The organism is Mycobacterium sp. NGS50, assembly GCF_059812545.1.
On the sequence record NZ_JCALCW010000004.1, the window covers coordinates 92,212 to 115,142 of the forward strand.

20 protein-coding genes and 1 other RNA gene are annotated in these 22,931 nt (G+C 69.6%); 15 read left to right on the plus strand and 6 right to left on the minus strand.

Going from position 1 to position 22,931, the window contains the following annotated elements; translation table 11 throughout:
* Nucleotides 1-96: 96 nt before the first annotated feature.
* Genes cobC through AC5Y36_RS04475 form a run of 4 tightly spaced genes read left to right on the plus strand, consistent with a single transcriptional unit; the run spans nucleotide 97 to nucleotide 4,067 of the window.
* Nucleotides 97-1,131 carry an Rv2231c family histidinol phosphate aminotransferase CobC gene (gene cobC / locus AC5Y36_RS04460; protein WP_500039647.1) on the plus strand — a complete coding sequence of 345 codons (1,035 nt, stop codon included), beginning with the start codon at nucleotides 97-99 and terminating at the stop codon, nucleotides 1,129-1,131.
* Nucleotides 1,128-2,267 carry a Nif3-like dinuclear metal center hexameric protein gene (locus tag AC5Y36_RS04465; protein ID WP_500039648.1) on the plus strand — a complete coding sequence of 380 codons (1,140 nt, stop codon included), beginning with the start codon at nucleotides 1,128-1,130 and terminating at the stop codon, nucleotides 2,265-2,267. The genes cobC and AC5Y36_RS04465 overlap by 4 nt, the downstream gene beginning before the upstream one ends.
* A complete protein-coding gene (locus AC5Y36_RS04470; RefSeq protein ID WP_500039649.1) occupies nucleotides 2,257-2,988 on the plus strand; it encodes a zinc ribbon domain-containing protein in 732 nt (243 codons plus the stop codon). Before AC5Y36_RS04465 ends, AC5Y36_RS04470 begins: the two co-directional genes overlap by 11 nt.
* Complete coding sequence (locus AC5Y36_RS04475) at nucleotides 2,988-4,067, plus strand: bifunctional RNase H/acid phosphatase (RefSeq protein WP_500039650.1); 1,080 nt, start codon at nucleotides 2,988-2,990, stop codon at nucleotides 4,065-4,067. Before AC5Y36_RS04470 ends, AC5Y36_RS04475 begins: the two co-directional genes overlap by 1 nt.
* 7 nt (nucleotides 4,068-4,074) lie before the next feature.
* On the opposite strand, the gene AC5Y36_RS04480 is transcribed toward AC5Y36_RS04475, so the two are convergent.
* Nucleotides 4,075-4,650 carry a helix-turn-helix domain-containing protein gene (locus tag AC5Y36_RS04480; RefSeq protein ID WP_500039651.1) on the minus strand — a complete coding sequence of 192 codons (576 nt, stop codon included), beginning with the start codon at nucleotides 4,648-4,650 and terminating at the stop codon, nucleotides 4,075-4,077.
* 48 nt (nucleotides 4,651-4,698) lie between these two features.
* On the opposite strand from AC5Y36_RS04480, the gene AC5Y36_RS04485 reads away from it, so the two are divergent.
* Both AC5Y36_RS04485 and AC5Y36_RS04490 read left to right on the plus strand, forming a co-directional pair.
* Entirely contained in the window at nucleotides 4,699-5,658 is a 960-nt protein-coding gene (locus AC5Y36_RS04485) for an NAD(P)/FAD-dependent oxidoreductase (RefSeq protein ID WP_500039652.1), read from the plus strand.
* Nucleotides 5,651-6,277, plus strand: coding sequence for a class I SAM-dependent methyltransferase (locus AC5Y36_RS04490; RefSeq protein WP_500039653.1), 627 nt, complete (start codon nucleotides 5,651-5,653; stop codon nucleotides 6,275-6,277). The genes AC5Y36_RS04485 and AC5Y36_RS04490 overlap by 8 nt, the downstream gene beginning before the upstream one ends.
* A gap of 2 nt (nucleotides 6,278-6,279) precedes the next feature.
* Here the strand turns inward: AC5Y36_RS04490 and AC5Y36_RS04495 are convergent, their stop codons facing one another.
* Nucleotides 6,280-6,990 carry a 2OG-Fe(II) oxygenase gene (locus AC5Y36_RS04495; RefSeq protein WP_500039654.1) on the minus strand — a complete coding sequence of 237 codons (711 nt, stop codon included), beginning with the start codon at nucleotides 6,988-6,990 and terminating at the stop codon, nucleotides 6,280-6,282.
* A 63-nt stretch (nucleotides 6,991-7,053) separates the two neighbouring features.
* On the opposite strand from AC5Y36_RS04495, the gene AC5Y36_RS04500 reads away from it, so the two are divergent.
* Complete coding sequence (locus AC5Y36_RS04500; RefSeq protein ID WP_500039655.1) at nucleotides 7,054-8,364, plus strand: HNH endonuclease; 1,311 nt, start codon at nucleotides 7,054-7,056, stop codon at nucleotides 8,362-8,364.
* Between the two features lie 13 nt (nucleotides 8,365-8,377).
* On the opposite strand, the gene AC5Y36_RS04505 is transcribed toward AC5Y36_RS04500, so the two are convergent.
* Nucleotides 8,378-8,812 (minus strand): TM2 domain-containing protein, encoded by a 435-nt coding sequence (locus AC5Y36_RS04505; protein ID WP_500039656.1) that lies wholly within the window; start codon nucleotides 8,810-8,812, stop codon nucleotides 8,378-8,380.
* Nucleotides 8,813-8,879: 67 nt separating this feature from the next.
* Here AC5Y36_RS04505 and rnpB point away from each other — a divergent pair.
* An RNA gene (rnpB, locus tag AC5Y36_RS04510) (RNase P RNA component class A) lies at nucleotides 8,880-9,264 on the plus strand.
* Between the two features lie 5 nt (nucleotides 9,265-9,269).
* Here the strand turns inward: rnpB and AC5Y36_RS04515 are convergent.
* Both AC5Y36_RS04515 and panB read right to left on the minus strand, forming a co-directional pair.
* Complete coding sequence (locus AC5Y36_RS04515) at nucleotides 9,270-10,688, minus strand: CYTH and CHAD domain-containing protein (RefSeq protein WP_500039657.1); 1,419 nt, start codon at nucleotides 10,686-10,688, stop codon at nucleotides 9,270-9,272.
* Between the two features lie 42 nt (nucleotides 10,689-10,730).
* Entirely contained in the window at nucleotides 10,731-11,567 is an 837-nt protein-coding gene (panB, locus tag AC5Y36_RS04520) for a 3-methyl-2-oxobutanoate hydroxymethyltransferase (protein WP_500039658.1), read from the minus strand.
* 188 nt (nucleotides 11,568-11,755) lie between these two features.
* Here panB and AC5Y36_RS04525 point away from each other — a divergent pair, with 188 nt between their 5' ends.
* The 7 genes from AC5Y36_RS04525 (at nucleotide 11,756) to AC5Y36_RS04555 (ending at nucleotide 22,502) form a co-directional block, all read left to right on the plus strand.
* Entirely contained in the window at nucleotides 11,756-13,147 is a 1,392-nt protein-coding gene (locus tag AC5Y36_RS04525; protein ID WP_500039659.1) for a WS/DGAT/MGAT family O-acyltransferase, read from the plus strand.
* A gap of 222 nt (nucleotides 13,148-13,369) precedes the next feature.
* Complete coding sequence (locus tag AC5Y36_RS04530) at nucleotides 13,370-14,911, plus strand: alpha/beta hydrolase (RefSeq protein ID WP_500039660.1); 1,542 nt, start codon at nucleotides 13,370-13,372, stop codon at nucleotides 14,909-14,911.
* 90 nt (nucleotides 14,912-15,001) lie between these two features.
* Nucleotides 15,002-16,513, plus strand: a complete 1,512-nt coding sequence (locus AC5Y36_RS04535; protein WP_500039661.1) for an alpha/beta hydrolase — start codon at nucleotides 15,002-15,004, stop codon at nucleotides 16,511-16,513.
* 20 nt (nucleotides 16,514-16,533) lie between these two features.
* Entirely contained in the window at nucleotides 16,534-17,874 is a 1,341-nt protein-coding gene (gene glnA / locus AC5Y36_RS04540) for a type I glutamate--ammonia ligase (protein WP_500039662.1), read from the plus strand.
* Nucleotides 17,875-17,897: 23 nt separating this feature from the next.
* A complete protein-coding gene (locus AC5Y36_RS04545; RefSeq protein ID WP_500039663.1) occupies nucleotides 17,898-20,882 on the plus strand; it encodes a bifunctional [glutamine synthetase] adenylyltransferase/[glutamine synthetase]-adenylyl-L-tyrosine phosphorylase in 2,985 nt (994 codons plus the stop codon).
* Between the two features lie 136 nt (nucleotides 20,883-21,018).
* Nucleotides 21,019-21,648: a PaaI family thioesterase gene (locus AC5Y36_RS04550; RefSeq protein WP_500039664.1), complete on the plus strand. Its 630-nt coding sequence runs from the start codon at nucleotides 21,019-21,021 to the stop codon at nucleotides 21,646-21,648.
* The gene (locus AC5Y36_RS04555; protein WP_500039665.1) at nucleotides 21,645-22,502 is read left to right on the plus strand and encodes a TIGR03619 family F420-dependent LLM class oxidoreductase; all 858 of its coding nucleotides are present in this window, start codon (nucleotides 21,645-21,647) and stop codon (nucleotides 22,500-22,502) included. The genes AC5Y36_RS04550 and AC5Y36_RS04555 overlap by 4 nt, the downstream gene beginning before the upstream one ends.
* On the opposite strand, the gene AC5Y36_RS04560 is transcribed toward AC5Y36_RS04555, so the two are convergent.
* The gene (locus AC5Y36_RS04560; protein ID WP_500039666.1) at nucleotides 22,499-22,915 is read right to left on the minus strand and encodes a DoxX family protein; all 417 of its coding nucleotides are present in this window, start codon (nucleotides 22,913-22,915) and stop codon (nucleotides 22,499-22,501) included. The genes AC5Y36_RS04555 and AC5Y36_RS04560 overlap by 4 nt on opposite strands.
* Nucleotides 22,916-22,931: the final 16 nt, after the last annotated feature.

The window sequence follows — 22,931 nt, forward strand, 5'->3', positions numbered from 1 at the left end:
GCGTCGGCACCCCGGGCGCTGACTCTGCGCGTGCGGCGGAAAAGTTCGAGAAGAGTGCGCCGTGAGTGCAGAGTCGATGTGGGTACTGTTGCCCCTGTGACCGGCCCCGCACCGACGATCCCGCGCGTTGCCGCGCGTTACCACGGCGATCAGGCCGTCGAGGCGGGCCACCTGGACTTCGCCGTCAATGTCCGCGACGCCTGCCCGCCGGACTGGTTGCTGGCTCGGCTGGCTGACGCGCTGCCCGATCTTGCCCGCTACCCGAGCGCCGACGACCAGCAGACCGCGGTCGACGCCGTCGCCGCCCGGCATAACCGGCCCCGCGAGGAGGTTGCGCTGCTGGCCGGGGCGAGTGAGGGTTTCGCCCTGCTGCCCAACCTGCACCCGGCCCGGGCCGCGCTGATCGCGCCCTCGTTCACCGAACCCGAGGTGGTGCTGGCCGCGGCGGGTGTGCCGTTCTGCCAGGTCGTGCTGCCGCCGCCGTTTCGGCTGGGCAGCGCCGCGGTGCCCGAGGACGCCGACCTGGTGGTGGTGGGCAATCCGACCAATCCGACCTCGGTGCTGCACGACCGCGCCGAGATCCTGGCACTGCGGCGTCCCGGCCGGATCCTGGTGATCGACGAGGCGTTCGCCGACGCCGTTCCCGGCGAGCCCCAGTCGCTGGCCGGAGAGTCGCTGCCCGATGTGGTGGTGCTGCGCAGCCTGACCAAGACCTGGTCGCTGCCGGGCCTGCGGGTCGGCTATGCCCTCGGTGCCCCCGAGGTGTTGGCGCGGCTGACCGCGCGGCGCCCGCACTGGCCGCTGGGCACCCTGCAACTGGCGGCGATCGCGGCCTGTAGCGCACCCGACGCGGTGGCACAGGCCGCTGAGGCCGCCCGCGAGCTGGCGGCGCTGCGCGCGCAGATGGTGGCGGCGCTGACAAAGACGGGGGCCGACGTGATCGACGGGCGCGCACCGTTCGTGCTGTTCGGTGTACCCGATGCGATCCTGATGCGTAAACATTTGCGGGCTAACGGGATTACGGTGCGACGCTGCGACACCTTCGTCGGCTTGAATGGCCAGTATCTGCGGGCCGCGGTGCGACGGGAGTGGCCGACGCTGGTGCAGGCGGTCGCGGGAGTGTTGGCGTGACGGCACGGCTGGCCGATGTGATGGACGTGCTGGACACGGCCTACCCGCCGCAGTTGGCCGAGTCGTGGGATTCGGTCGGGTTGGTGTGCGGCGACCCCGACGACGTACTGGAATCGGTGACCATCGCCGTGGACGCGACCGCGGCCGTCGTCGACGAGGTTCCCGACCACGGCCTGCTGCTGGCACATCACCCGTTGCTGCTGCGCGGGGTGGACACCGTCGCCGCCAGCACCCCCAAGGGGGCGTTGATCCATCGCCTGATTCGTTCTGGGCGTTCGTTGTTCACCGCGCACACCAATGCCGACTCGGCGTCGCCGGGGGTCTCCGACGCGCTGGCCCAGGTGCTGGGGCTGACGGTGGAGGCGGTGCTCGAGCCGCGGTCGAACACGAGCGATCTGGACAAGTGGGTGATCTACGTGCCGGTTGCGCAGGCCGGTGCGGTGCGCGACGCGGTGTTCGCGGCCGGTGCCGGCGGGATCGGCGCCTACTCGCAGTGCAGTTGGAGCGTCACCGGGATCGGCCAGTTCCTGCCTGGGGCCGGGGCGACGCCGGCCGTCGGTCAGGTGGGCGCCGTGGAGCAGGTCAGCGAGGACCGGGTCGAAGTCATCGCCCCGGCGCGGGCGCGCGCACAGGTGCTGGCCGCGCTGCGCGCCGCGCATCCCTACGAGGAACCCGCCTTCGACGTGTTCGCGCTGCAACCGACGCCCACTGGCGTCGGGCTGGGCCGGATCGGCACGCTGCCCCGTCCGGAGCCGTTGCGTGACTTCGTGACACGAGTCGCCGCCGCTCTGCCGGCCACCGCGTGGGGAGTGCGCGCCGCCGGTGATCCCGACCTGCCGGTGTCGCGGGTCGCGGTGTGCGGCGGCGCCGGCGACTCGCTGCTGTCGGTCGCGGCGGGCGCCGACGTGCAGGCGTACCTGACCGCTGACCTGCGCCACCACCCCGCCGACGAGCACCGCCGGGCCTCACCGGTGGCGCTGATCGACGTCGCGCACTGGGCCAGCGAATACCCGTGGTGCCACCAAGCGGCGGAGGTACTACGAACAGCATTCGGCGCAACGCTGCCGGTGCGGGTCAGCGCCACCCGCACCGATCCCTGGAACGTCGACACAGAGAGGGAAGGTCATGAAAGCTGAAGTGGCACAACAACGCTCACTTCTTGACTTGGTGGAGATCGACGCGGAACTGTCGCGCATCGCACACCGCGCGGCGCACCTGCCCGAACAACAGCAGCTCGAGCGGGTCCAGGCCGACCATCTGGCGGCCACCGACCGGCTGGGTGCGGTGCGAATCGCCTTGGAGGACCTGGACGCCCAGGTGACGCGTTTCGAGGCGGAGATCGACGGGGTGCGCCAACGCGAAGACCGGGACCGCTCGCTGCTGAATTCGGGGGCAACCAATGCCAAGCAGCTGTCCGACCTTCAGCACGAACTGGAAACCCTGCAGCGCCGCCAGAGCAGCCTGGAGGAGTCGCTGCTGGAGGTGATGGAGCGCCGCGAAGAGTTGCAGGCCGTGCAGGCGACCGAGCAGGCCGCTGTGGATGGGTTGCAGGCCGAGTTGAGCACCGCACAGCAGCAACGTGACAGCGCACTGGCCGATGTGGAGGACAACCGCGGGCAGCGGATGGCGCGCCGCGACGAGCTGATCGTCGCGCTGTCCCCGGACCTGGTCGCGCTCTATGAACGCCAGCGTGCGGCCGGCGGCGCGGGCGCCGGTCAACTGCAGGGTCAGCGGTGCGGCGCGTGCCGGATCGAGATCGACCGCGGTGAGATGTCCCGGATCTCGGCGGCCGCCGAAGACGACGTATTGCGCTGCCCGGAGTGCGGGGCGATTCTGTTGCGGGTCAGGGCGTCCTAGTGAAGGTGCTCGTCGAGGCCGACGGTGGTTCGCGGGGAAACCCGGGGCCGGCCGGCTACGGGGCGGTGGTGTGGAGCGCGGACCGCGCGATGGTGCTGGCCGAGGCCAAGGAGGCGATCGGCCGGGCCACCAATAATGTCGCCGAATATCGCGGACTGATCGCGGGCCTGTCCGAGGCCGCACGGCTGGGCGCCACCGAGGTTGCGGTGGCGATGGATTCGAAACTTGTCGTCGAGCAGATGTCCGGGCGCTGGAAGGTCAAGAACGCGGATCTGGCGGTGCTGTACGCCCAGGCCCGTGACCTGGCCGCGCGATTCGAGCAGATCGGGTACCGCTGGATTCCGCGGGAGAAGAACTCCTACGCCGACCGGCTGGCCAATGAGGCGATGGATGCCGCCGCCGCACCCGAGCAACCGCCTGCCGAAAAAGCGGCGGCACCAACCGCGCCCGGATGGACCGGCGCCCTCGGCACCCCGACCCGGATGTTGCTGCTGCGGCACGGGCAGACCGCGTTGTCGGTGGAGCGGCGCTACTCGGGGCGCGGCAATCCGGCCCTGACCGAGCTGGGCCGGCGGCAGGCCGACGCCGCCGCGCGGTATCTGGCCGGGCGCGGCGGGATTTCGGCGGTGATCAGCTCACCGTTGCAGCGCTGCTACGACACCGCGACAGCGGCAGCCAAACTGCTGAGCCTGGACGTGGTGGTCGACGAAGACCTGACCGAAACCGATTTCGGGGCCTGGGAAGGGTTGACGTTCGCCGAAGCCGCCCAGCGTGACCCCGAACTGCACGGGCGCTGGCTGCGCGACACCAGCACCAACCCGCCCGGCGGCGAGAGTTTCGATGCCGTGCAGCGCCGGGTGCGCCGCGCCCGCAACCGCATCATCGCCGAACACGGCGGCGCCACCGTGCTGGTGGTGTCGCACGTGACCCCGATCAAAACGGTGCTGCGGCTGGCGTTGGACGCCGGCCCGTCGATCCTGTACCGACTGCACCTGGACCTGGCGTCGTTGAGCATCGCCGAATTCTTCGCCGACGGGGGAGCGGCGGTGCGGCTGGTGAACCAAACGGCCTACCTGTAACCGGTTTTCAGTCGTGCAGGTGCACCCGTTCGCCGTGGGCGCCGAAGATGACGATCGCCTCGGCGGGCCCGTCGATCGCGCCGAACCAGTGTGGCGTGCGGGTAGAGAACTCCACGGCTTCGCCAGGCTGAACCACGAATTCGTCGTCGCCCAGCACTAGCCGCAGCCGACCGGACAGCACATACATCCACTCCTGGCCGTCGTGCACCGGCAACTGCTGCGGGCGGCGCCGCCGGACGCTGACGCGGATCTTGAAGGCGTGTAGGCCGCCGGCCGGCCCGTGCCGGGTCAGCGGCCAGTAGGTGATGCCGTGGTGGGTCTGCGAGGCACCCCGCACCCGCGGGTCCGGTTGCTCGGGGGCGCGCAGCAGTTCGTCGGTGCTGACCGACAGCGCCGCTGCCAGCCGGGGTAGATGATCCAATGCCAGGCGCCGCTTGCCCGATTCCAGACGGCTGAGTGTCGAGACGTCGATGCCGGCCTGAGTGGCCACATCCTCCAGCGTCAAACCCTGCTCGGTGCGCAGCTCACGGAGCCGGCGCCGCACCCGCAGGTCGACATCGCTCTCCCCGTCGTTTGCCTGCATGGCAAATCAGCTTGCCACTTGTGCCGGGGTGCCTGCAAGCTCGGATGTATGACCGATATCTGGGATTGCGTGATCGTGGGCGGCGGTGCCGCTGGGCTTAGCGCGGGTTTGGTCTTGGGGCGGGCCCGCCGGCGCACGCTGGTGATCGATGCGGGGGAGCAGAGCAACCGCGCCGCGCACGGTATCGGCGGCCTGTTGGGTCACGACGGTCGCGCACCGGCCGAGCTGTACCGTGCCGGCCGCGATGAACTCGCATCCTACGGCGTGCCGGTGCGTACCGCTGAGGTGGTCGAGATCGAGCGCGTGGGAGAAGAATTCGCTGTTCGCCTGGATGACGGGACCGGCGAGCGGGCCCGACGGGTATTGCTGGCGGCCGGGATGGTGTATCAGCCGCCGGCGCTGCCCGGACTCGACGGGCTTTGGGGCCGTTCGGTGTTCCACTGTCCGTTCTGTCACGGCTGGGAGGTGCGGGATCAGCCGCTGGCGGTGCTGGCCCGGGGCGGCCAGGCACTGCATCTGGCTTTGTTGTTGCGGTGTTGGAGCAACGACATCGTGGTGCTGACCGACGGTGCCGCCGACCTCGACGACGACGCTCGGGCCGCCCTGGCCGCCGCCGGCGTCGCGGTCGATGAACGGCCGGTCGCGGCGCTCGACGGTCGCGACGGCGAACTGTCGGCGGTGGTGTTCGCCGACGGTGCCCGGTTGTCCCGCCGGGGCCTGCTGGTCGCCACCGCGATGCGGCAGCGCAACAGGCTCGCCGAACAGCTCGGCGCTTCAGCGGCCGCGCCCACCCCGTTGGCTGCAGACGCTGTCGGGGTGGATCCGCTGTGCCGCACCTCGATTCCCGGGGTGTTCGCCGCCGGGGATATCACCGGGGAGCTACCGCAGGTCGCCGCGGTGATCGCGGCGGGCTCGCGCGCCGCGGCCGCGGTCGTGCAGAGCCTGGCCGCCGAGGATTACGGTCTGCCGTTTCCGCACGTTGCCGAAGGAGCGAACGTCGATGACTGACCCCGAGCAGGACCCGCGCGAATTCTGGGACGAGTTCTACACCGAGAAGGTGTGGAGCGGCCGGGTGAACGCCCGGCTGGTGGAGCTGGCCTCGGAGCTGCCCGCCGGTCGGGCCCTGGACGTGGGCTGCGGGGAGGGGGCGGACGCCATCTGGCTGGCCGAGCGGGGTTGGCGGGTGTGCGCTGTGGACGTTTCGCAAACGGCGCTGCAGCGCGGTCGGGCAGCCGCGCAGGAACGGAACGTGCTGTCCGGCATCGAGTTCCAGTGTCATCACCTGCCCGCCAGCTTCCCGGGCGGACAGTTCGACCTGGTGCAGGCCCAGTTCCTGCACTCCCCGGTGCGCCTCGACCGCGACGAGGTGCTGCGACGGGCGGCCGCCGCGGTGTCGGTGGGCGGAACGCTGCTGATCGTCGATCACGCCGCCGCCCCGCCGTGGGCCGGAGAACATGCCCGCAACCACGAATTCCCGACCGTCGACCGCGTTCTGAACGCGCTGCAGCTCGACGACGCGCGGTGGACTCGGGTGCGGGCCGAACGCGTCGAGCGGACCGCCATCGGCCCGGACGGACAGTCCGGCACGCTGGCCGACAACGTGTTCGTCCTACGCCGGACCGGGTAACCCTATGCGGCGTCGTGAAAGATCAGGCCCAGGGTGTACCGCTGACCGGAGCGCACGCTAGACACACCGTGGCGCACCGGGGCTGCCGACCAGCCCCGCGTCGAGGGGACCGGCCGCTCCCGGGTGGTGAACACATACCCGTGCCCGTGCGGTATCTGGGTGGCGGTGCCACGGGATTGCGCTCTGGCCCGCTGCTCGACGAGCAGGAACTCACCGCCGGTGTAGTCGGTGTCCGGGTTGTTCAGGTTGATCACGACCTGCAGCGGAAACACCAGCTCGCCGTACAGATCTCGGTGCAGCGCATTCCAATCACCGGCGTGGTAGCGCAGCATCAGCGCGGTCGGCTTTCGTTGACCCGCGCGATGGCACATCGCAAGCCAGTCATCGAGGCTGTCCGGCCAGGGCGTATCGCGGCCCAGTTTGGTCCACCAGTCACGAGCAATCGGCAGCAGCCGGGGATACAGCGCGTGTTTGAGCTGATCGATCGGGTCCGGGGCGGGCGCGGCGAAATAGCGGTACTGGCCGGCGCCGTAGCGGTGACGTTCCATGTCCACCGTCGCGCGGAACCGGTCATCGTCGCGGTAGAGCCCGCGGAGACGGGCGGCTTCGGTGGCGGTGACCAGCCGGGGCAGCAGGGCGCCGCCGTGCGCGTTGACGTCGGCGGTGACGGCGTCCCAGTCGGCGCCATCGACCCGCTGCTGCCACCGTGTCACCGTCGCTCCCTTCCTCGACGTCGACCATAAAACTTGTCAGACCCCCGGCATACCGTGATGAACATGATCGACCTGGACGCGGTGACCGCCCTCTCGGCAGGGGTGGCGGTGCTGGATGCCGGCGTGCCCGAGTCGGAGCTGGTGGAACGTATTGCCCTGCTGGAACGGGTCAAGTCCGCCGCGGCGGCGGGGCAGGCCCGGGCAGCGGCCGCCCTCGACGCGGCCCGGCGGGCCGCCGAAGCCGAGGCCGGGATGCCGACGGCGCGGCGTGGCCGGGGGGTGGCAAGCGAGGTCGCGCTGGCGCGGCGTGATTCGCCGGTGCGCGGCGGGCGGCATCTGGGGTTCGCCAAAGCGTTGGTTCACGAGATGCCGCACACGTTGGCCGCGTTGGAAGCCGGTGCCCTCTCGGAGTGGCGGGCGACCATCCTGGTGCGGGAATCGGCGTGCCTGGACGTGGAGGATCGGGGCCGGCTGGACACCGAATTGTGCGCGGATATCGGGAAGCTGGACGGGGTCGGGGACGCCGCGCTGACGGCCGCCGCCAAACAGGTCGCCTACCGGCTGGATCCGCATGCGGTGGTCGACCGGGCGTCGCGAGCCGAGAAAGACCGCACGGTCACCATTCGGCCGGCGCCCGACACCATGACGTATCTGACCGCGTTGCTTCCGGTCGCCCAGGGCGTTTCGGTGTATGCCGCACTGCGCCGGGCAGCCGAGACCAGCCGTGACGATCGCTCGCTCGGACAGGTGATGGCCGACACGCTGGTCGAGCGGGTCACCGGGCGAGACGCCGCGCAGCCGATCTCGATGGCGGTCAACCTGCTGCTCTCCGATGAAGTGCTGCTCGGCGGCGCTGCCGGGTCGGCGCTGGTGTCAGGCTACGGCCCGATCCCGGCTGAAGTTGCCGCACAGTGGATTCGGGCGGCGGCGACCGACCCACGATCCAAGGCCACCCTGCGGCGGCTGTATGCCCACCCGACATCGGGTTCGCTGGTCGCGATGGAGTCCCGGTCGCGGCTGTTCCCCCGAGGGTTGGCCGACTTCATCGGGCTGCGTGACCAGCGGTGCCGCACGCCCTACTGCGACGCACCGATCCGGCACCGCGACCATGCCACGCCGCACTGCCGCGGCGGGCCGACGTCGGCGTCGAACGGATTGGGGCTGTGCGAGCAGTGCAACTACGCCAAGGAGGCCGCCGGCTGGCGGGTCCGGACCTGCGACGACGCGGGGCATCGTGCGGAGTTCCGTACCCCGACGGGAGCACGCTATTCCTCGACGGCTCCGCCGATGCCGACCGGGCCGCCGGCCGTCGAGGTCAGCAAGGTCGAGGCGGCAGTGATCCGGCTGATGCTGCCGGACCAGCACGCGGCGTAGCTGCGGCGGGCGGCTACGGGCGCAATGGGCGTCCGTACTGGTCGCGCACCGAGCCGGTGAAGATCATGATGGCGTCGACCAGCGCCCAGATGCTCAGGCCGAACAAGACGATCGCCCCGATGCCGTAGAGAAAGAGCAGCAGAAATCCGACGAACCAGGTGACCAGTTGGCCGATGGCGATGTTCGTCGAGCCGAGATAGAACCGGCCGACGCCGAATCCGCCCAGGAACAACTGCAGCAGACCCGCGGTCATCTTGGACTTGTCGGACAGCGGTTGGCCGGTCGCGGGGTCGCGACCGAACGGGGCCTGGGGGTCGGGGCCGTAGTACGGCTGCGGGGGATACCCGGGCGGGGGATAGTGCCCGGGTGGGGGATAACCACCCTGGGGGTAACCATTCGGCGGATACCCGCCGACCTCGGGCGTCCAGTTCGGCGGGTACGGGTTCACCGGGGCAGTATCTCAGACGGTTGTGGATGCTTGGACATCCGCAAGACGGTACGGTGAGCAGCGCGGACGAGTTGGCCGGGCGGCCGCGGCGCGCATACCGCGCGTCGAGGAAAGTCCGGACTTCACAGAGCAGGGTGATTGTTAACAGCAATCCGAGGTGACTCGCGGGACAGTGCCACAGAAAACAGACCGCCACCTTTTGGTGGTAAGGGTGAAACGGTGCGGTAAGAGCGCACCAGCATTCCGGGTGACCGGAATGGCTTGGTAAACCCCACCCGAAGCAAGGCCAAGAAGGCCGCACTGCGGTGCGGTCGCGCAGGCGTTAGAGGGTTGCTCGCCCGAGCCTGCGGGTAGGCCGCTCGAGGCACCCGGCAACGGTGTGTCCAGATGGATGGTCGCCGCCGCGTCCTCGTGGCGCGGAACAGAATCCGGCTTACAGGCCAACTCGTCCGCCCCGCTACAACGCCTTGCGGAGCTTGCGCAGGGCGGGCCGCAATCGCCCGCGGCACTGCTCGGCCAGATCGGCCTCCCGCAGATACAGCACCCCGTAGGTGAATGTGTCCTGGCCGGCCGCAACGGCAATGTCGGCCTGCTCCAGCAGATGCGCACGGCTGACCACGCTGTCCTGATGCTCGCCGAGCAGTGTCTGAATCGCTTTCGCGCGCTTGGCGATCTTGGTCTTCTTGGCCGCCGACGCGGTGTACCGCAATCGCTTGGCGGCCTTGCGGACGCGGTGCAGTGCCGCGTCGCGCTCGGCCGTCTCGGCCCGCTTAGCGGCCTTCACCGCCTTGCGCAGTCGGTGGGAGGCGGTGTCGACGGTTGCCGCGCCCGCTCCGGACGGCGCGGCGCTGACCAGTGCGTCCAGGCCGTCGAGCAGCCGGAAGTACCGCGGTGAGCGCATCGCGGCAAGACTTCGTCGCCAGCCGGCGTGATAGCGCCGGGCGGCACCGTCGACCAGCTGATCGCGCACCGGCCCGCGCACCAGTTCCGGCGCCAGCGCGTCGAGCGCCTGCTGGTAGCGCTGCCCGAGCACCTCGGCATCGCGCGCCACCCCCAATAGGGCGGCCAACTGCTGCAGTTCGTCGAGTAGCCAGCTGTCCTCGTCGGGTTCCAGGCTGGCCTGTAGCAGGCTGCGGATCCTGCGGATCACCACCCGCAGTTGGTGAATCGAATCGTCGGCGTCAGCCCGGACCGCGCGATCCCACACCAGCAGCTGCTCGACCTGCTCAGCCAGGGCGCGGTGCATCCGGTCGGCCGGGCGGGGGCGCGCCGAGCCCGCACCGAGCACACGGGCCAGCTTGGAGCCGTAGCCGGCCGGCACCGCCCCGGTGTCGAGCAGCCGGTTGCTGAGCCGGTTCAACAGTTTGAGGTCGCCGCAGCCCAGCTCCAGTTCCCATTCCCGCCAACGCCGTTCGGCGTCGTCGCCGGCCTGCGCGGTGACCCGGTCGTCGCAGAACTCGGCCAGCACCTCGTCGTTGCCGTCACGCAGCACCACAACACTGCGGTCGGTGGAGATCTGCGCGACGGGGGACAGCGGCCGGTCCCGCACGATCGCCGCCACCACATCGAGCAGTGCGTCGGGGATCTCTGCACCCAGCGGCGCACGCACCTCGGTGCGGGTATCGGGCCCGGCCGGCAACTTCAGATGCCAGCCGGCGTCGGGACCACCGCTACGCCGGCGCAACGTGACTCGCCGGTTCGCCAGGTCGTGTCCCGGCGTATCGAAGTAGACCGCCTCCAACGCGTGCGACGACGATTGCTCCACCCGGGCAACCCCGGCGATGCCGTCGAACGACGGCGAGATGGCGGACTCGTCGACGTCGAACTTGCGCTCGACCTCTCGATGTCGCGAGGTGTTCGGGCCGCCGGTGGACACGACGACCAGCCTGCCACATCACCGCCCACAGGACGGGGCCTTCTAAAAGCAGTGCTCTTCGGCGGGAAACGCCCCGCTGGCCACTTCCTGCGCATACTGCGTTGCGGCCCTGTGTAATTCAGCGCCGACATCACCGAATCGCTTGACGAACCGCGCGGTCTTGCCGCTGGTCATGCCGGCCATGTCCTGCCACACCAGCACCTGCGCGTCGCAGTTGGGCCCGGCGCCGATACCGACGGTGGGGATGGTCAGCTTGCCGGTGATCTGGGTCGCGAGCTCGGCGGGCACCATCTCCATGACGACCGAGAACGCGCCCGCCTCGGCGACCGCGATCGCATCGTGAATGGCCTGTTCGGCGGCGTCGCCGCGGCCCTGCACCCGGAAGCCGCCCAGGGTGTTGACGCTTTGCGGGGTGAAGCCGATGTGCGCCATCACCGGGATGCCGGCCGCGGTCAGCGTGGCGATCTGGTCGGCGACCCGTTCACCGCCCTCCAGTTTGACCGCGTGCACGCCGGCTTCCTTCATGAATCGGGTGGCGGACGCCAGCGCCGCGGCGGGCCCGGCCTCATAGCTGCCGAAGGGCAGGTCGGCGACCACCAGCGCGTGCGGTGCACCGCGCACCACGGCGCGGGCCAGCGGGATCAGCTCATCGATCGAGATCGGCACGGTGGTGTCGTAGCCGTAGACGACATTGGCGGCGGAGTCACCGACCAGCAGCACCGGGATGCCGGCGTCGTCGAAAATCCGGGCGGTGGAGTAGTCGTAGACCGTCAGCATGGCCCACTTGTGGCCTTCGGACTTCATCTGCTGCAGGTGGTGGATGCGGGTTTGGGGCCGGCGCGCAGGCGCATTGGACCCGTAGACGGATTGCTCAGACATCGGTGTCCTCGATGGTGGTCGGGTTGATCCTCGTGGCCCTGTCGGGTCCCCGGGTTCATCTGACCCTTGCCAGTGTGCCACTTGTCACCCTCGGGATGAACGACTGCGACCAGTGGATTTCCTCACAATGTGATCCGGTGGGCCGATTGAGGTATCAGTCGAGGTTTGCTGCACCTACCATCAGCGAAATGCAACGACTCAGCGGACTCGACGCCAGTTTCCTGTATCTGGAGACGCCCACCCAGCCGTTGCATGTGTGCTCGATCCTGGAGTTGGACACCGCCACGATTCCGGGCGGATACACCTTCGAGAAACTTCGAGATGCCCTTGACCTGCGGATGAAGGCGATGCCGGCGTTCCGGGAGAAGCTTGCCGACAGCCCGCTGAACCTCGACCATCCGGTGTGGGTCGAAGACCCCGCATTCGACGTCGACCGGCACCTGCACCGCATCGGGCTGCCGCCGCCGGGCGGCAAATTCGAGCTGTCGGCGATCTGCGGCCACATTGCCTCGTTGCCGCTGGACCGCAGCCGTCCGCTGTGGGAGACCTGGGTGATCGAAGGTCTCGACGGACGCGAGGCCCAGCAGGGCGGCCGGATCGCGGTGATGACCAAGGTGCATCACGCCGGCGTGGACGGGGTCACCGGCGCCAACCTGATGTCGCAGTTGTGCAGCACCGAAGCCGACGCCCCCGACCCGGAGCCGGTGCCCGGCGTCGGTGACGCCAGCTCGCTGGAGATCGTCGCCGGCGGGCTGGCCCGGTTCGTCAGCCGGCCGCTGCAGTTGGCAGCCATGCTGCCGGGCACGTTGTCGTCGGTGGTCAACACCGTGCAGCGGGCCCGCAGCGGCTCCGCGATGGCCTCGCCGTTCACCGCCCCGCGCACCGCGTTCAACGCCAGCATCACCGGCCACCGCAATGTCGCCTACGCCCAGCTGGACCTCGATGACATCAAGACGGTCAAGGACCACTTCGGTGTCAAGGTCAACGACGTGGTGATGGCGCTGGTGTCCGGGGTGCTGCGCCGGTTCCTGGCGGACCGCGGCGAACTGCCGGAGACCTCGCTGGTGGCGCAGGTGCCGGTGTCGGTGCATGGCAAATCCGATCGGCCCGGCCGCAACCAGGTGTCGGGCATGTTTTCTCACCTGCACACCCAGATCGCTGACCCGGCCGAACGGCTCAAAGCCATCGCCGAAGCGAATTCGATTGCCAAAGAACACAGTTCGGCTATCGGGGCGACGCTGCTGCAGGATTGGTCGCAGTTCGCCGCACCGGCGGTCTTCGGTGTCGCGATGCGTCTGTACGCGAGCACCCGGCTGACCGAGCGGCGCCCGGTGCACAACCTGGTGATTTCCAACGTGCCGGGCCCGCAGGTTCCGTTGTACTTCCTGGGCGCCCAGGTCGCCGCCATGTATCCGCTGGGGCCGGTGTTCCATGGCTCCGGACTGAACATCACGGTGATGTCGCTGAACGGCAAGCTCAACGTCGGATTGGTGTCCTGCCCGGAGCTGCTGCCCGATCTGTGGGATATGGCCGACGACTTCGGCCCCGCGATGCAGGAGCTGGTGGTTGCCGCTCGCTGAACCGCCGCGGTTGATGCGGCGGTCCCAGCTTCGCCTCGCCTGCGGCGAGCCTCGCTGAACCGCTGAGCTGATGCGGCGGTCCCAGCTTCGCCTCGCCTGCGGCGAGCCTCGCTGAACCGCTGAGCTGATGCGGCGGTCCCAGCTTCGCCTCGCCTGCGGCGAGCCTCGCTGAACCGCCGGGCTGGTCCGCCCGCTGATCTGCGCATGGCAGCATAGGGCGTCATGGGTTCGTCTCGTCGCGACACACTTGCGCGCGCCACGCTGGTCTGCCTGATCCTGACGATGACCGCTGCGCTGGTGTTCGTGATCGGCCAGGACCGCGTCGTCGCCGGTCGCGCCGTCATGCACCAGGCAAAGATCGGCCAGGCGGTCGAGTGGGGTCGCTGCCAGGTGCTGTCCGGCAGCGCGAAGATCCCCAAAGACGCGCAGTGCGGTGCGATCGCGGTGCCGGTCGACTACGACCACCTCGATGGCGACACCGCACTGCTGGCCCTGATCCGGTTTCCCGCCACCAAGGACAAGATCGGGTCGCTGGTGATCAACCCGGGCGGGCCCGGCCAGTCCGGCATCGAGGCGGCGCTCGGGGTCGTCGACGGACTGCCCGAGCGGGTCCGGGAACGCTTCGACCTGGTCGGCTTCGACCCGCGCGGGGTGGCGTCGTCGAAGCCGCAGATCTGGTGCAACTCCGATGCCGACAACGACCGGCTGCGCGCCGAGCCGCAGGTCGACTACAGCCCCGCCGGGGTGCAACACATCGAGGACGAGACCAAGGCCTACGTGCAGCGCTGCGTCGAGAAGTCGGGCGCCAAGTTCCTGGCCAACTCCGGAACCGTCAACGTGGCTCGGGACCTGGACGCGCTGCGTGCGGCGCTGGGCGACGACAAGCTGACCTACCTGGGCTACTCGTATGGCACCCGGATCGGATCGGCGTATGCCGAGGCGTTCCCGCAGAACGTGCGCGCGCTGATCCTCGACGGCGCGATCGACCCCAACGCCGACCCCATCGAGGAGGATCTGCGGCAGGCCGCGTCATTCCAGGACGCCTTCAACAACTTCGCTGCCGATTGCGCCAAAGCCGCCAACTGTCCGCTCGGTACCGACCCCGACAAGGCCGTCGACGTCTACCACAGCCTGGTCGACCCGCTGGTGGAGCAGCCCGCCAAGACCAAGGACCCGCGCGGGCTGAGCTATGGCGACGCCATCGTCGGCACCCTGATGGCGCTGTACTCGCCGTCGTTCTGGTCACACCTGACCGACGGCCTCAAAGAGTTGGTCAAGGGGCACGGCGACACCATGCTGCTGCTGGCCGACGTCTACATGCAGCGCGATTCCGACGGCCACTACTCCAACGCCACCGACGCACGGGTGGCGATCAACTGCGTGGACCAGCCCGCCGTCAAGGACCGGGCCAAGGTGATCGACGAGGACCGCCGTGCCCGTGAGGTGGCGCCGTTCATGAGCTACGGCGAATTCACCGGCGATGCGCCGCTGGGCACCTGCGCGTTCTGGCCGGTGCCGCCGACCAGCGAACCGCATGCGCTGTCGGTGCCCGGGCTGCCGCCGGTGATGGTGGTGTCCACCACCCACGACCCCGCGACGCCCTACCAGGCCGGTGTCGACCTGGCCGAGCAGATGCACGCCGGCCTGCTCACCTTCGACGGGACCCAGCACACCGTGGTTTTCGAGGGCAACGACTGCGTGGACAAGTTCGCCGCCGACTACCTGATCGACGGTGTCGTGCCGCCGCCCGGCTCGAAGTGCTGAGCCCGCGTCGGGCCCATTAGAGACCGACGCGTGACGTTTCCGACATCGATCGGCGCCGCTACCCGTGCGACGATGTGACGCGTGTTGCGCATGAGACTACTGAGCTCTGCGTTTTGCCTATTTCCGTTACTGGCGACCGTGGTGAGCCCAGCCGTTCACGCCACCCCGGAGTCCGGTCAGGCGACCGAATCCGCCGCCGGCCAGGTGCAGTGGGGAAGCTGCGCCCCGGTCCTCGGCGATGTCAGCGACATCCCCACCGCGCGCTGCACGATGGTGCCGGTTCCGGTCGATTACGACCATCCGGGCACCCAGCAGGCCCAGCTGGCGGTGATCCGGATCCCGGCGACCGGTCAACGCATCGGGTCGCTGCTGATCAACCCGGGCGGGCCCGGTGCGTCGGCGGTCGAAACCGTCGCGAGCATGGGTGAAGCGCTCGAGGACACCCCGATCGGTGAGCATTTCGACCTGGTCGGCTTCGACCCGCGCGGGGTCGGGCACTCCACCCCCGAGCTGCGATGCCGCACCGACGCCGAGTTCGACGCGTACCGGCGCGAACCGATGGCCGACTACAGCCAGGCCGGGGTGGCCCGCATCGACGCCGTCAACCAGCAGCTGGTCCGGCAGTGCGTCGAGCGGATGGGCACCGCGTTCCTGGCGAACGTCGGCACCGCCTCGGCCGCACGCGATATGGACATGGTCCGTCAGGCTTTGGGTGAGCAGCAGATCAACTACCTGGGCTACAGCTACGGCACCGAGCTGGGCACCGCCTACGTGGAGCGGTTCGGTGAGCACGCACGCGCCATGGTGCTCGACGGCGCCATCGACCCGAGCGTGGGGCCGATCCAGGAGAACATCGCGCAGATGGCGGGCTTTCAGGTCGCGTTCAACGACTACGCCGCCGACTGCGCCCGGTCAGCCGGGTGCCCGCTGGGCACCGACCCGTCGCAGGCCGTCAACCGCTACCACCAGCTGGTCAATCCGCTGGTCACCAGGCCCGCCGCGACCAAGGACCCGCGCGGGCTGGGCTACGCCGACGCCATCACCGGAACCATCAACGCGCTCTACACCCCGCAGTACTGGAAGTACCTGACCAGCGGGTTGCTCGGGCTGCAGCGCGGCACCGACCCCGGTGACCTGCTCGCGCTGGCCGACGACTACCAGGGCCGCGACCGCGCCGGGCACTACCAGAACATTCAGGACGCGTTCAACGCGATCCGCTGCGTCGACGCCCCGTCCCCGACCGATACCGCCACCTGGGCCGAGGCGGATCGCCAGATCCGCCAGGTGGCGCCGTTCCTGTCCTACGGATCGTTCACCGGGTTCGCGCCGCGCGACGTGTGCGCGATGTGGCCGGTGCCGGCGACCTCCGCGCCCGGCGCTGTCGCGGCGGTGGCGCCGGGCAAGGTCGTCGTCGTATCCACCACCCACGACCCCGCCACCCCGTACGCGGCGGGGGTCAGCCTGGCCCGCCAACTCGGAGCCCCGCTGATCAGTTTCGAAGGGACCCAGCACACCGTCGTATTCAATGGTGAGCGCTGTGTCGACGACGCCGTGATGCGCTATTTCGTCGCGGGAGTGTCGCCGGGCAGCATCCGCTGTTAGGACGCGATACGCTTCGCAGCATGGATCGACAGAAGGAATTCGTGCTGCGCACGCTGGAGGAACGCGACATCCGGTTTGTCCGGCTGTGGTTCACCGATGTGCTCGGTTACCTCAAGTCGGTTGCGATCGCCCCGGCCGAGCTGGAGGGCGCCTTCGAGGAGGGCGTCGGCTTCGACGGATCCTCGATCGAGGGCTTTGCCCGGGTATACGAATCCGACACCGTGGCCCGGCCCGACCCGTCGACCTTCCAGGTGCTGCCCTGGACCAGCCGCTCCGGCCAGCACCACTCGGCACGGATGTTCTGCGACATCACCATGCCCGACGGCTCACCGTTCTGGGCGGACCCGCGGCACGTGCTGCGCCGCCAGTTGACCAAGGCCAGCGACCTCGGCTTCGCCTGCTACGTGCACCCCGAGATCGAGTTCTTCCTGCTCAAGCCTGGCCCGTACGACGGGTCGCCGCCGGTGCCGGCCGACGACGCCGGCTACTTCGACCAGGCGGTGCACGACTCGGCGTCCGGTTTCCGCCGGCACGCGATCGACGCCCTGGAGTCGATGGGCATCTCGGTGGAGTACAGCCACCACGAGAACGCTCCCGGCCAGCAGGAGATCGACCTGCGCTACGCCGACGCGTTGTCGATGGCTGACAACGTGATGACCTTCCGGTACGTGATCAAAGAGATCGCGATCAACGACGGGGTGCGGGCCTCGTTCATGCCCAAGCCGTTCGGCGAGCACCCGGGTTCGGCGATGCACACCCACATGAGTCTGTTCGAGGGCGAGACCAACGCCTTCCACAGCCCCGACGACCCGCTGCAGCTCTCCGACGTCGGCAAGTCGTTCATCGCCGGAATCCTTGAGCACGCAGGCGAAATCAGCGCCGTCACCAATCAGTGGGTCAACTCCTACAAGCGGCTGGTACACGGCGGCGAGGCGCCCACCGCCGCGTCCTGGGGTGCGGCCAACCGCTCCGCGCTGGTGCGGGTGCCGATGTACAGCCCGCACAAGACGTCGTCGCGGCGGGTGGAGGTGCGCAGCCCCGACTCGGCGTGCAACCCCTACCTGACGTTCGCCGTGCTGCTGGCCGCCGGCCTGCGGGGCGTGGAGAAGGGCTACGCGCTGGGGCCCCAAGCCGAGGACAACGTCTGGGACCTCACCCCCGAGGAGCGCCGCGCGATGGGCTACCGCGAGCTGCCGTCCAGCCTGGATGCCGCGCTGCGCGAGATGGAGAAGTCCGAGCTGGTCGCGGAAACCTTGGGGGAGAACGTTTTCGAGTTCTTCCTGCGCAACAAGCGCAGTGAGTGGGCGAACTACCGCAGCCACGTCACACCCTATGAGCTGAAGACGTACCTGTCTCTGTAGCGCGCTGCGCTACCGTCGTGAACGTGGCTAATCCCACCAGCCCCACCACGCAACGGTCCGCGCTGCCCAGCGCCGGGCGGCTCGGTCTCGTCGCACCTGAGGCCGGCGCCGATCTGGCCAAGCTGGGTTGGGACACCGCTGAACACGTCGATCTGCTGTGGGCGCTGTCGCGCGCACCGGATGCCGACGCCGCGCTACGCGCCCTGGTCACCCTGTCGGAAACCCCCGGCACCGACTGGGCCGAGCTGAACTCGGCGCTGCGCACCGACCGTGGCCTGCGGGGCCGGCTGTTCGGTGTGCTCGGTGCGTCGCTGGCGCTGGGGGACCACCTGATCGCCAATCCGCAATCCTGGCGGTTGTTGAACGACACCGAGCTGCCGTCCTTGGCGCAGCTGCACCAGGCGTTCGTCGCGTGCGCCGGGGACCCGACCGATGCCCCCGACGCGCGGATGACCCAGCTGCGGACCCTGTACCGCGACCGGCTACTGGTGCTGGCGGGGCTGGATCTGGCGTCCACCGTCGAGGACGAACCGGTGCTGCCGTTCACCGGGGTCGGGTCGCACCTGGCCGATCTGGCCGACGCCGCCCTGGCCGCCACGCTGCTGGTGGCCCAGGACCTGGTCTGTGGTCCCGACACCGCGCCGCCGCGGCTGGCGATCATCGCGATGGGCAAATGCGGTGCCCGCGAACTGAATTACGTCAGCGACGTCGACGTCATCTTCGTGGCCGAAGACGCCGACTCGATCAGTGCCCGGGTGGCCGGGGAAACCATGCGGCTGGCGTCGGCGGCTTTCTTCGCCGTGGACGCCGGGCTGCGGCCGGAGGGCAAACAGGGGCAGCTGGTGCGCACCCTGGACTCGCACATCGCCTACTACCAGCGGTGGGCCAAGACCTGGGAGTTCCAGGCCCTGTTGAAGGCCCGGCCGGCCGCCGGCGACGCGGAGCTGGGCCGCCAATACGTGGACGCGCTGACCCCGATGGTGTGGACCGCCTGCGAGCGCGACGGATTCGTCGCCGACGTGCAGGCGATGCGCCGGCGGGTGGAGTCGCTGGTGCCCGCCGAGGTCCGCGACCGCGAACTCAAGTTGGGCTCCGGCGGGCTGCGCGACGTCGAGTTCGCCGTGCAACTTTTGCAGTTGGTGCACGGCCGCAGCGACGAGTCGCTGCATGTGGCCTCGACGCTGGACGCGTTGGCGGCGCTGGGCGCCGGTGGCTACATCGGCCGCGACGACACCGCCAACCTGACCGCCTCCTACGAGTTCCTGCGGCTGCTCGAACACCGGCTGCAACTGCAGCGCCTCAAACGCACCCACCTGCTGCCGGCGTTCGACGACGACGAAGGACTGCGCTGGCTGGCGCGCGCCGCCCACATCCGCCCCGACGGGCGGCGCGACGCGCTGGGCGTGCTGCGCGAGGACCTCAAGCGACACAACCTGCGGGTGTCGCGGCTGCACGCCAAGCTGTTCTACCAGCCGCTGCTGGACGCGGTGGGCCCCGACATGGGCCTGGCGCAGGGCATGAGCCCGGAAGCCGCCGCGCGGCAGATCGAGGCGCTGGGCTACGCCGCCCCGCAGGCCGCGCTGACCCATCTGGCCGCGCTGATCAACCAGAGCGGGCGGCGCGGGCGCGTGCAGACGGTGCTGCTGCCCAAGCTGCTGTACTGGCTGTCGGACACCCCCGACCCGGACGCCGGGCTACTGGCCTACCGGCGACTCAGCGAGGCGCACAGCGGATATCACTGGTATCTGTCGACGCTGCGCGACGAGAACGCGGTCGCCAAACGGCTGATGCAGGTGCTGGGCACCTCCGCCTACATCCCCGACCTGCTGATGCGTGCCCCGGATGTCATCCAGTCCTACGGCGACGGCGGGTCCGGCCCCAAGCTGCTCGACGCGGCCCCCGACGCGGTTGCGCGGGCGCTGATCGCCTCCGCCGGGCGCTACCCCGACCCGGTGCGGGCGATCGCCGCCGCACGCAGCCTGCGCCGCTACGAACTGGCCCGCGTCGCCTCGGCCGACCTGCTGGGCATGCTCGAGGTCAAGGAGGTGTGCTACGCGCTGACGTCGGTGTGGGTGGCGGTGCTGCAGGCCGCCCTGGAGGCGATCATCCGGGTCAATCTGCCTCAGCCGGGGCGCGAATCCGACGCGCCGGCCAAGATCGCGGTGATCGGCATGGGCCGGCTCGGCGGGGCCGAGCTGGGCTACGGCTCCGACGCCGACGTGATGTTCGTGTGCGAACCGGCCGCCGGCGCGGACGACGCGACCGCGGTGCGCTGGGCGGCGTCGGTCGCCGAGCAGTTGCGCGCGCTGCTGGGCACCGCCAGTGTCGACCCGCCGCTGGAGGTCGACACCAACCTGCGCCCCGAGGGGCGCAACGGCCCGCTGGTGCGCACGCTGTCCTCCTACGCGGCCTACTACGACCAGTGGGCCGAGCCGTGGGAGATCCAGGCGCTGCTGCGCGCCCACCGGGTCGCCGGTGACGTCGACCTGGGGCACCGGTTCCTGCTGGTCGCCGACGCGACCCGGTATCCGGCCGGCGGGGTGTCCGCCGAGGCGGTCCGCGAGATCCGCCGAGTCAAGGCCCGTGTCGACGCCGAACGGCTGCCGCGCGGGGCCGACCCCAACACCCACACCAAGCTGGGGCGCGGCGGGCTGGCCGACATCGAGTGGACGGTGCAGTTGCTGCAGCTCCGTCATGCGCACGAGATTCCCGCGCTGCACAACACGTCGACGCTGGAAACCCTGGACGTCATCGAGTCCGAGGGGCTGCTGGACGCCGAGGACGTCGAGTTGCTGCGGCAGGCCTGGCTGACCGCGACCCGGGCCCGCAACGCCCTGGTGCTGGTCCGCGGCAAGCCCACCGATCAGCTGCCCGGGCCCGGCCGCCAGCTCAACGCGGTCGCGGTGGCCGCCGGCTGGCGCGACGACGACGGGGGAGCGTTCCTGGACAACTACCTGCGGGTGACCCGGCGGGCAAAGGCCGTCGTGCACAAGGTGTTCGGCGACTAGGTTTTTCTGGCTGCCCGCGTCGAGATCGACGCCGGCGCTAGGTTCACCCGATATTCCGCTCGCCGGCGTCGATCACGAAGGGGGCCTGGGTGGCCCCGCGGGCCGGTGCCGCCAGGGCTGGTGTTAGTAAATGTAGATGGACTTCACATTTGATGTGATCGCCGCGGACGAACATGACCGTCTGCACTCGGTGTACTCCCCGTTCACCCAGGCCATCCGCGACCTGATCGACGCCGGCATCCACACCGGGGTGGACGACGACACCATCCGGGAGGCGCAGGCCGCGATCGAGGCGGTCACCGCGACCCTGCAGCGCGTCCGGCACAACGGCACCGGACGGCTGCGGCACGAGGACACCGGGCGCCCGGTGGTGTGGGCCAACCCGGTCATCGGGATGCGCAACCCGATCGCGCCGCCGCTGATCATCCACCACGACGGCGCCGGACGGTGCTGGAGCGACTTCGAACTCGGCGCCGCCTACGAGGTGCCGCCGGGCTGGGTGCACGGCGGCATCTGCGCACTGGTGCTCGACCACATTCTCGGCGAGGCGGCCAGCTCCGGGCTGATGAAGCCGCAATTCACCGGGACCATCAGCTGCAAATACCTGCGCGGCACCCCGCTGGGGTCGCTGCGCGCCGAGGCGTTCATCGAACGTCGCGACGGGATCAAAACCTATGCCCGCGGCCATCTGATCGACGCCGAGGGCGTCACCGTCGAAGCCGACGGCGTGTTCATCATGCCGGCCTGGGCCCGGGAAGCCGAATGAAGTTCTACATCAGCACCGCGTTCCTGGACACCGGCGAGGTTGTCGAGATCGCCCGCGTCGCAGATGAACTGGGCTATGACGGGATGGCGATTCCCGATCACGTGGTCAACCTGGAGACGCTGAAGACGCCGTATCCCTACACCCGCGACGGCCAGCGTCGCTGGCAGCCGTTCACCGACTGGCCGGACCCGTGGGTGTTGGTCGGGTCGTTGGCGCAGGCCACCACGCGGCTGCGGTTCGTCACCACTGTCTACATTCCGGGCATGCGCGACCCGTACTCGGCCGCCAAAGCCATTGGGACGGCGGCGTATCTGTCCGGTGGCCGGGTCGAGCTGGGCGTGGGTGTCGGCTGGTGCGAAGAGGAGTTCGCACTGATGGGACAGCGTTTCGCGGCGCGCGGCAAGCGCACCGACGAGATGCTGGAGTTGATGCGGGCGCTGTGGGCGCCGGGCTGGACGGAGTTCGACGGCGAGTTCTACTCCACGCCCAAGCTGGAGATGATGCCCACGCCGCCGCCGATCCCGATCTACGTCGGCGGACTCAGCGACATCGCGTTGCGCCGGGCCGCGCGCAATGACGGCTGGATCGGCGACCTGATCACCACCGACCGGGCCATCGAGGCGGCGGGGCGGTTACGTGAGCTGCGCGCCGAGAACGGTTTGCCGGTAGACGATTTCACCATCCTGACGCCGCTGACCGATGCGTTCACCACCGCCGATTACCAGCGTGCCGAGGCGGCCGGCATCACCGGCGTGCTGACCATGCCGTGGATGTTCTACACCGGGCCGAGCGCCACCCTGGAGCAGAAGTTCGACGACATGCGGCGCTTCCGCAAGGACCTCGGCCTGGACTAGCTGCGCGGGGCCAGCCGCGTCCGCACCGTGTTGTCCAGCGCGTAGCCGCCGGGTCCGAAGAACACCAGCAGCAGAAACGCGAAGCAGTACAACACCGACGGTTCGCCGCCGCCGTGGCCGCCCTGGGCGGGGTCGATCGGCCACAGCGCGTGCGGCTGATGCTGCCAGAAGTAGGCCACCGCCATCTGCCCGGAGGCGATGAATGCTGCTGGGCGGGTGAACAACCCGAACATGATCAGTGTCCCGGCGACGAACTCGATGATGCCGGCCCACCACACCGGCCAGACGCCGACGGGGATGCGGGTGCCGATCGGCCAACCGAACAGCAGTGAGGTGCCGTGCGCGGTGTAGAGCAGTGCGAACACCACCCGGAACAGGCTCAGGACGGCGGGGGAGTACCGCTGCAGCGTCATAGCCAAACGATACGGC

Excerpts from the sequence above, each read along its gene's own strand:
- AC5Y36_RS04560 (WP_500039666.1), bottom strand. The coding sequence starts at position 22,915 with ATGACGCTGCAGCGGTACTCCCCCGCCGTCCTGAGCCTGTTCCGGGTG.
- AC5Y36_RS04525 (WP_500039659.1), top strand. The coding sequence starts at position 11,756 with ATGCAACGACTCAGCGGACTCGACGCCAGTTTCCTGTATCTGGAGACG.
- AC5Y36_RS04530 (WP_500039660.1), top strand. The coding sequence starts at position 13,370 with ATGGGTTCGTCTCGTCGCGACACACTTGCGCGCGCCACGCTGGTCTGC.
- AC5Y36_RS04550 (WP_500039664.1), top strand. The coding sequence starts at position 21,019 with ATGGACTTCACATTTGATGTGATCGCCGCGGACGAACATGACCGTCTG.
- AC5Y36_RS04535 (WP_500039661.1), top strand. The coding sequence starts at position 15,002 with ATGAGACTACTGAGCTCTGCGTTTTGCCTATTTCCGTTACTGGCGACC.
- AC5Y36_RS04490 (WP_500039653.1), top strand. The coding sequence starts at position 5,651 with ATGACTGACCCCGAGCAGGACCCGCGCGAATTCTGGGACGAGTTCTAC.
- panB (WP_500039658.1), bottom strand. The coding sequence starts at position 11,567 with ATGTCTGAGCAATCCGTCTACGGGTCCAATGCGCCTGCGCGCCGGCCC.
- AC5Y36_RS04480 (WP_500039651.1), bottom strand. The coding sequence starts at position 4,650 with ATGCAGGCAAACGACGGGGAGAGCGATGTCGACCTGCGGGTGCGGCGC.
- AC5Y36_RS04470 (WP_500039649.1), top strand. The coding sequence starts at position 2,257 with ATGAAAGCTGAAGTGGCACAACAACGCTCACTTCTTGACTTGGTGGAG.
- AC5Y36_RS04555 (WP_500039665.1), top strand. The coding sequence starts at position 21,645 with ATGAAGTTCTACATCAGCACCGCGTTCCTGGACACCGGCGAGGTTGTC.
- AC5Y36_RS04485 (WP_500039652.1), top strand. The coding sequence starts at position 4,699 with ATGACCGATATCTGGGATTGCGTGATCGTGGGCGGCGGTGCCGCTGGG.
- AC5Y36_RS04500 (WP_500039655.1), top strand. The coding sequence starts at position 7,054 with ATGATCGACCTGGACGCGGTGACCGCCCTCTCGGCAGGGGTGGCGGTG.
- glnA (WP_500039662.1), top strand. The coding sequence starts at position 16,534 with ATGGATCGACAGAAGGAATTCGTGCTGCGCACGCTGGAGGAACGCGAC.